This is a genomic window from Sphingobacterium sp. T2 (assembly GCF_000814685.1).
In the GTDB taxonomy this organism is placed as follows: Bacteria; Bacteroidota; Bacteroidia; order Sphingobacteriales; family Sphingobacteriaceae; genus Sphingobacterium; species Sphingobacterium thermophilum.
The window spans coordinates 1-8913 of the sequence record NZ_JXAC01000016.1; the positions used below are offsets into that span (position 1 = coordinate 1).

Consider the following 8913-nt stretch of genomic DNA (forward strand, 5'->3'; position numbering starts at 1 on the left):
TTAATCTACGTAAACCCGAAGGTCCGGATGGCAATCCGACCCTGTAGGCCTCTGCCAAAGATATTCGTGACACCTTCACCAGAATGGGTATGACCGATGAAGAAACGGTAGCTTTGGATTGCCGGTGGACVACGACCTTCGGCAAAACACATGGCGCAGGCCCTGCCGACATGTGGGGAAAGAACCGGAAGCTGAGCGGGACTTGAAGAACAAGGTTTGGGTTGGAAAAATACATTCGGCACAGGAAAAGGTGCAGACACCATCACTTCAGGATTGGAAGTGACATGGACAAGCAAACCTACAGAATGGTCTAATCTATTCCTAAGTTATCTTTTCGGCTTCGAATGGGAGCTTACCAAATCTCCTGCAGGCGCTCACCAATGGGTAGCTAAAAATGTAGGCGAAATTATCCCGCATGCTCATGACCCTAATAAGAAGCTAAGACCTACCATGCTGACCTCAGATTTGGCTTTGCGCTTTGATCCGGTTTTTGAAAAAATAGCCAGAAGATATCTCGAAAATCCAGATGAGTTTGCCGATGCTTTCGCCCGAGCTTGGTTCAAGCTCACTCACCGTGACATGGGGCCAAAAGCACGCTACTTAGGTCCTGAAGTACCAGAGGAAGATTTCATCTGGCAAGATCCGGTTCCTGCTGGAAACTATAACTTAACAGAAGATGAAATAGAAAAAGTGAAAGAACGTATCGCTCAAAGCGGATTGACAGTGTCAGAACTTGTATCCACAGCTTGGGCTTCGGCTTCTACATTCCGTGGTTCGGACAAGCGAGGAGGTGCCAACGGTGCACGTATTAGACTTGCACCACAACGTTATTGGGAAGTGAACAATCCGGCTCAGTTAAGTAAAGTGTTAGACGTGTTCGAAACTATAAAAGCTGATGTAAATAATGCTGGCATTCACATTTCTCTGGCCGATATCATTGTCTTAGGAGGTAATGTAGGTATTGAAAAAGCTATTAAGGCAGCAGGATATGACTTTAAAGTTCCTTTCCTACCGGGACGAGGTGATGCATCTCAAGAACAGACTGACGTTTGGGCATTCTCTTTCTTGGAACCTAAAGTGGATGGTTTTCGCAACTTTAAAAGAGGATACACACCATTCTCTACCGAAGCAGCCTTAATAGATAGAGCCCAGCTGTTGACTTTGACAATACCAGAAATGACGGTATTGGTAGGAGGTATGCGTGTACTTGGAACAAATACTGACGGCTCCAAAAACGGTGTCTTCACCAGCCGAGAAGGAGTATTGACCAATGACTTCTTCGTGAATCTGTTGGACATGGCCACCGAATGGAAAGTGGTAGAAGGCAGCCACAGAGAGCTGTATCAAGGATTTGATCGCAAGACAGGAGAATTAAGATGGACAGGAACACGTGCGGATTTGGTCTTCGGTTCAAACTCCGAATTAAGGGCTGTAGCGGAAGTATATGCCTGCGCTGACGCTCAAGAAAAATTCATCAAAGACTTTATCGCTGCATGGACAAAAGTCATGAATGCCGATAGATTTGATGTCATTGCCCGTCAAAATTAAAAACTCCTAATCCGCATACTATAATAAAGCATAAGCCTCGATAGATTATTCTATTCGAGGCTTTTTCAAAAGGTATAAGAGACATTTTTAAGACTATTCGTAATAATAATGCCTTATCTCGTTTCTCAAATTATAATTTGAAGCCATAACCTCTCCATAAGCTCCGGCAGTACGTATAGCGATGAGATCACCACGCTTACATGGGGGAAGTTCTACCTCCTTACCAAAGCAGTCTGAACTTTCGCAGATAGGGCCTACCACATCATAGTTAAGCTTTTGTACACCTGCTATTTCCTCTCCTATCTTTTCTATCTTGTGATACGCCTGATATAACGCCGGCCGCATAAGTTCCGTCATCCCTGCATCCAATATCAGGAAATTCTTTTTCACCCCACTTTTGGTATAAAGCACCTTGCTGACCAACGTGCCACATTGGGCTACTAAAGCTCTTCCTAACTCGAAATGTACTTCCTGCTGCGACGTACGTTCCAAAAATTTATCAAAAATATCGAAGTAGGCTTCAAAATCCGGAATAGGATTTTCATCCGGATATTTGTAATCTACCCCCAAACCTCCTCCTACATTGAGCACTTTGATATAGGTTCCCCGCTCTTCAAACCAGTTTTTCCACTCATTGACCTTAACACACAGACTCTTGAAAACATTCAAGTCGGTAATCTGTGAACCTACATGAAAGTGCAAGCCTACAAGATGTATATTTTCACAGCTGTTAATTACGGCTGCAGCCTTTTCCAATTCCGAGTTTGGCACTCCAAATTTATTCTCGTCCAAACCTGTCGTAATATAATGATGGGTATGTGCGTCAACATTAGGATTGATACGCAACGAAACATTAGCTTTCTCGCCTACCTGACCTGCTAGTTCGTTTATAACTTCCAGCTCTTGAATAGACTCTACGTTGAAAGCAAAAATCTTGTGCTTCAAGGCTGTAATAATCTCCTTATCCGATTTGCCTACTCCAGCAAAGGTTATCTTTTCCGCCGGGAAACCTATATCTATAGACTTTTGAACTTCATTGCCACTGACACAGTCGGCACCGAACCCCTTAGACTGGATAAGAGAAAGGATACGCTCGTTGAAGTTGGCTTTCAGTGCATAATGTATATGGAAATTACGCTTGTCTGCTGCCTTCTTGGCGGCGTCTAAGGTCTTCTCTAATAAACGCAAGTCATAAAAATAAAGTGGCGTCTCTTGCTGCAACAGATTATTTTTTATTATATCGTTCTTAAACATCACTTACAAATTTACAATGTTAAACCATTAAAATAACCTATTGTGTAAGGATCGCAACGCCTCAGTTTTGTATTTTGTATCCAAAAGGATGGAAATATTATAATCCGAACCGCCATAAGAAATCATACGCAGAGGAAGGTGTTTCACAGCATCCAACACACGAGCAGCATAGCCATGCGTGTTAGCCCTGAAGTCCCCTACTATACAGATGATTGTCTGTCCCTCATCTACATTTACTTTTCCGAACAGCTCTATCTCTTTTACAATCTCCAACAAATGGGACGTATCATCTATAGACATAGAAACAGCAACTTCTGAAGTGGTAATCATGTCTACCGGTGTCTTGTAGCGCTCGAAAATCTCGAAGATACGACGTAAGAAGCCATATGCCAACAACATGCGCGAGGAATGAATGTTGATAGCCGTAATGCCGTCTTTTGCAGCAATAGCACGTATAGTACCTTTCTCTCCTCCATCCTTGGAAATCAACGTTCCTGGGGCTTTAGGATCCATCGTATTTAGTAGACGTACTGGAATATTATACTTTTGTGCAGGAAAGACAGACTGCGGGTGTAGAATTTTAGCACCGAAATAGGCTAATTCTGCTGCCTCATCGAAGCTTAAGTGCGCAATGGGCTTAGTGCCCGACACCACACGAGGGTCATTGTTATGCATTCCGTCAATGTCGGTCCATATCTGTACTTCTTCGGCTCTCAAAGCGGCCCCTATCAACGAAGCCGTATAATCGGAACCACCACGACGAAGGTTGTCTATCTCACCGAACGAATTGCGGCAGATATATCCTTGTGTGATGAACAGCCTATTGTCGGCATGTTGTTCCAACAAAGGAGTCAACTTATCTGTAATATATTCTACTATAGGTTCATTATCTTCATCAATTTTCATGAAATCCAACGCCGGAAGCAATATAGAAGGAATATTAATTTCTGTAAGATAAAAATGCCATAATGTTGTAGACAACAACTCTCCTTGCGCTAGTATAATCTTCTCTTCGGCAGGCGTAAAGACATCATGATTACCGAATTCAGCGATAAGATTGAAATGATAATCTATCAAATCTTTACCTTTCTTAAACCCTTCTTCGGTAGAAAAAAGTTCTTTGATAAGTTGTTCGTACTTATCCTTATGTGCTTGAATTAATTCTAATGCCTTGGACTTTTCTCTGTCTGCAAAAGCTTGTGCTATTTCCACCAATGCATTGGTTGTGCCTGACACGGCAGACAACACCACAATCTGACGCTCGCTAGGATCTACAATATCTAATAACGCTTTGATGCGAGCTGCACTTCCTACGGAAGTTCCTCCAAATTTTAAAACTTTCATCGTTATAATTAGTAGTAGTTTAGACTAATCACTGATACTATTAAAACTTATTATACAAAAAAGCGGCACAAAACGCTATAAGCTATTTGTGCCGCATATATTCTTTTGATATATGCGGAAGAATCACTTCTTCAAGCTATCAATAAGTAAGTTGGCCAATTCTACACCGATACGCTCTTGCGCTTCGTTTGTTGCGGCACCGATATGCGGTGTCAAAGATACCTTAGGATGCTTCAACAAATCTTCTCTTGGTGTTGGCTCATTTTCAAATACATCTAACCCTGCAAAAGAAACCTTGCCGGAGTTCAATGCGTTCAACAGCTCTTCCTCATCAATCACCCCACCACGCGAAGCATTGACAATACCTACTCCATCTTTCAACAAAGCAAATTCTTCTTTACCGATTACCGGTTTATCCAAGAAAGGCACATGCAGTGAAATAAAATCAGAAACCGCAAACAGTTCCTTCAACTCTACTTGCTTTACAGGAACATCCACTGTAATGTTGCCCGAAAGCTCCAACGTCAATGTTTTAGGCCCTTCAAACAAGTCGTAGTAAACCACATCCATACCTAGGCCTAATGCGATTTTCGCTGTCTCACGACCTATACGGCCAAAACCTACAACACCTAGAATTTTACCTTTAAGCTCTTTTCCTGCTCCATAAGCTTTCTTCAAACCTCCGAAGTTAGTATTTCCTTCTACAGGCATCTTACGGTTAGCATCATAGAGAAAACGCACCCCTCCCAACAAATGAGCAAAAACCAATTCTGCTACCGAGTGAGATGAGGCCGCCGGTGTATTTACTACGGCAATACCTTTTGAACGAGCATATTCCACATCGATGTTGTCCATACCTACACCACCACGACCGATAGCTTTGATATTAGGACAAGCATCAATAAGCTCTTTACGAACTTTAGTAGCACTACGAACGGTAATAGCATCGTATTCGTTAAGACGAGATGCCAACTCTTCCTGTGCTATATGGTTTGTATCTACTGTAAAACCTGCGTCTTCTAATATTTTTTTACCGATAGGATCGATCCCATCATTGGCTAATATTTTCATTGATCTGCTAATTTAAAAATTTTTACTTATGGCTCTCTTCAAATTCTCGCATGGCATCTACCAATGCATTTATGGATGTTATAGACAAAGCGTTGTAAATAGATGCACGGAAACCACCTACCGAACGGTGTCCTTTGATACCTACTAGACCGCGCTCTTTCGCCAAAGCTAAGAATTCAGCTTCCAACTCCGGAGTATCCATCACAAAGGTAACATTCATACGTGAGCGATCCTCCACTTCTGCAGTTCCTTTGAAGAATGGATTTCTGTCAATTTCTGCATATAGCGTACGAGCTTTGATAATATTTTCCTGCTCTATAGCTTTTACACCTCCTTTGGCTTTCAACCAGCGTAAATTCAACATCGATACATATATCGAATACACCGGAGGTGTGTTGTACATGGAGCCTGCATTGATGTGGCTCTCATAGTTGAAAATGGTTGGGATAGTACGTCCTGTCTTTCCTAAAATATCATTTTTGATGATTACCAACGTAACGCCTGCAGGCCCCATATTTTTCTGAGCTCCTGCATAGATCAAATCGTAATCCGAAACATTAATTTCTCTACTGAAAATATCGGAAGACATATCTACTACTGTAGGTACGTTTGTCTGTGGCTTTTCGAAGACTTCCGTACCGTAGATGGTGTTGTTCGATGTAAAGTGAAAATAAGCAGCATCCGAAGGAACTTCAAAATCTTTCGGAATGTAAGTGTAATTTTTGTCTTTTGATGAAGCTACGATTTCAATCTGACCGAAATTCTTTGCTTCCTTGGCAGCTTTTGTAGCCCATACACCTGTATCCAAGTACGCAGCTTTGCCTCCTTCTGGAAGCAGGTTCATCGGCACCATGGCAAACTGCTGACTTGCTCCTCCTTGTAAAAACAAGATGGAATAGTTTTCTGGAACATTTAGCAATTCACGCACTAAACTTTCAGTCTCTTTGACAACCTCTTCGAACTCTTTAGAACGGTGAGAGATTTCTAATATCGACAGACCTGTATTATTAAAATCAAGAACAGCCTGCGCCGCTTCCTGAAATACCTCTTGTGGTAAAATACATGGTCCTGCTCCAAAATTATGTTTCATTATTGTTTGTGTTAGCTTTTATTTTCAGGCAAATATAAGAGCTTTTTTAATTAATTGTCAAAATTAAATACTGTTCTTTATTAAAAATTCATCAATAAAACGTTTTTTATAAAAGATAATTATTGAGTAGCTCATTTTACTAAAGCGTTTTACCATCAAAACTCTCGTAATCAAACTTTTATTCCATATGAAAAAAATGACAAGAAAATAGCATAACCGCCCTTCCACTTTTCTTGACCTTAAGAGTCCTTTTTTTCGATAAAATATTGTAACTTCGCAAGGTAGCGGACGTATATATCCGCCGCAAAGTTTAGTTTTACTGATTCCAAATAAATATGGCTGAAGAAACAGAAAATGACAATAATCTAGTTCCTGCGGAAGACAGGATTATAAAAATTAATATTGAAGACCAGATGAAATCCGCATACATCGATTACTCGATGTCTGTGATTGTTTCCAGAGCATTGCCTGATGCTCGTGATGGTCTAAAACCTGTACATAGACGCGTATTATACGGAATGGACGGCTTGGGAGTTACTTCCAACAAGCCTTACAAGAAATCCGCTCGTATCGTCGGAGAAGTATTAGGTAAGTATCACCCACATGGTGACTCTTCAGTATATGACACTATGGTGCGTATGGCCCAAGAGTGGTCTATGCGTTATCCTATGGTAGATGGCCAAGGTAACTACGGTTCTATAGATGGAGACCCTCCTGCGGCGATGCGTTATACCGAAGCTCGCCTTCGTAGAATCGCCGAAGAGATGCTTTCCGATAATCAAAAAAGATACCGTAGATTTCCAGCTTAACTTCGACGACTCCGAACAAGAGCCTACCGTCCTGCCTACACGTATTCCTAACCTCCTCATTAATGGAGCTTCCGGTATTGCAGTAGGTATGGCAACCAATATGGCCCCACACAACCTTTCTGAAGTCATAGATGGTATCAATGCGTATATCGACAACCGCGACATCGAGATATCGGAGCTGATGCAATACATCAAAGCGCCGGACTTCCCTACAGGGGGTATCATCTACGGACATTACGGTGTACGTGAAGCATTCGAGACTGGACGTGGACGTATCGTTATCCGTGGTAAAGCCGAAATAGAAACCACCAAAACTGGAAAAGAGCTCATCGTCGTAACAGAAATTCCTTATTTAGTCAACAAAGCGGACATGATCAAACGTACCGCAGAACTGATTAACGAGAAAAAACTCGAAGGAATTTCGGAAATACGTGACGAATCAGCAAAAGATATACGTATCGTTTACGAAGTAAAGCGTGACGCCAACGCCAACGTTGTATTAAACAACCTGTATAAATATACAGCCTTACAGTCTTCATTCTCAGTAAATAATATTGCCCTGGTTAAAGGAAGACCGATGCTAATGAACCTGAAAGATATGATTCAGGCTTTCGTAGAGCATCGTCATGAGGTAGTGGTTAGACGTACCAAATTTGAGTTGGCTGAAGCCGAAAAACGTGCACACATCCTCGAAGGATATCTCGTCGCCCTAGATCATCTTGACGAAGTTATTCAACTGATCCGTAATTCGGAAACCCCTGAAGATGCACGCGTAGGATTGATGGAAAAATTCGGCCTCTTAGATCTTCAGGCACGCGCTATCCTAGATATGACTCTCCGCCGCCTTACAGGTCTGGAACGTGATAAGATCAAAGAAGAGTATGCCGAATTAATGAAGACTATCGAATACTTAAAAGAAATCCTAGCTGATGAAAGTTTGCGCTATAAGATCATCAAAGACGAGTTGATAGAAATTAAAGAGAAATATGGTGACAAACGCCGCTCTCAGATAGTCTACTCGGCAGAAGACATGACCATGGAAGACTTCATCGACGATGAGGAAGTAGTCATCACCATCTCACACAACAGCTATGTGAAACGCACTCCGCTGTCGGAATACAAACGTCAGGGACGTGGTGGTAAAGGTTCTTTGGGCTCCAGCACCAGAGACGAAGACTTCACCGAACACATCATTACGGCAACAGCACACAACTATATGTTGTTGTTTACGGAATCCGGACGCTGCTACTGGCTGCGTGCCTTCGAAATTCCGGAAGGAAGTCGCACCTCTCGAGGAAGAGCCTTACAAAATATCATTAACATCCCTAAAGAAGATAAAATCCGTGCCTACATCTTGGTGAAAAACCTTAAAGATAAGGAATACATGGACAACAACTTCATCATCATGTGTACCAAAAAGGGAATCATCAAGAAAACTTCTTTAGAGGCTTATTCACGTCCTAGAGCAAACGGTATCAATGCCATCAACATCAATGAGGGTGACCAATTGATCGACGCTTGTTTGACAACAGGAAACAGCGAAATCGTGATGGCTCTTAAATCGGGAAGAGCAATACGTTTCAACGAATCTACCGTTCGTCCTATGGGCCGTACCGCTACGGGAGTTCGAGGAATTACGCTTGCCAGCGATGACGATGAAGTAGTTGGCATGATTAGTGTTAATAGTCCTGATGTTACCGTGTTGGTAAGTTTCGGAAAAAGGGTATGGAAAACGTACCGACATTGAAGACTACCGTATTACAATTACAAATCGTGGTGGTAAAGTGTGAAAACTAT

The 8913-nt window shown here is 42.0% G+C and carries 5 protein-coding genes and 1 pseudogene; 2 read left to right on the top strand and 4 right to left on the bottom strand.

From position 1 onward, the window contains the following. Positions 1 to 216 precede the first annotated feature (216 nt). Positions 217 to 1548 (top strand): peroxidase family protein, encoded by a 1332-nt coding sequence (locus SD31_RS01510; protein WP_052258529.1) that lies wholly within the window; start codon positions 217 to 219, stop codon positions 1546 to 1548. A gap of 93 nt (positions 1549 to 1641) precedes the next feature. Here SD31_RS01510 and lysA read toward each other — a convergent pair whose 3' ends face one another. The 4 genes from lysA to serC all read right to left on the bottom strand — a co-directional run bounded on the left by lysA (position 1642) and on the right by serC (position 6307). Continuing rightward, positions 1642 to 2802 (bottom strand): diaminopimelate decarboxylase, encoded by a 1161-nt coding sequence (lysA, locus tag SD31_RS01515; RefSeq protein ID WP_039052856.1) that lies wholly within the window; start codon positions 2800 to 2802, stop codon positions 1642 to 1644. A 27-nt stretch (positions 2803 to 2829) separates the two neighbouring features. After that, positions 2830 to 4146: an aspartate kinase gene (locus tag SD31_RS01520; protein WP_039052857.1), complete on the bottom strand. Its 1317-nt coding sequence runs from the start codon at positions 4144 to 4146 to the stop codon at positions 2830 to 2832. Positions 4147 to 4269: 123 nt separating this feature from the next. Beyond that, positions 4270 to 5217 carry a D-2-hydroxyacid dehydrogenase gene (locus SD31_RS01525; protein WP_039052858.1) on the bottom strand — a complete coding sequence of 316 codons (948 nt, stop codon included), beginning with the start codon at positions 5215 to 5217 and terminating at the stop codon, positions 4270 to 4272. Positions 5218 to 5239: 22 nt separating this feature from the next. Beyond that, entirely contained in the window at positions 5240 to 6307 is a 1068-nt protein-coding gene (gene serC, locus SD31_RS01530) for a 3-phosphoserine/phosphohydroxythreonine transaminase (protein ID WP_039052859.1), read from the bottom strand. A 335-nt stretch (positions 6308 to 6642) separates the two neighbouring features. Between serC and gyrA the strand changes: the two are divergent. After that, positions 6643 to 8900 (top strand): annotated as a pseudogene (gene gyrA / locus SD31_RS01535) (DNA gyrase subunit A); the annotation flags it as partial. Between the last annotated feature and the right edge of the window lie 13 nt (positions 8901 to 8913).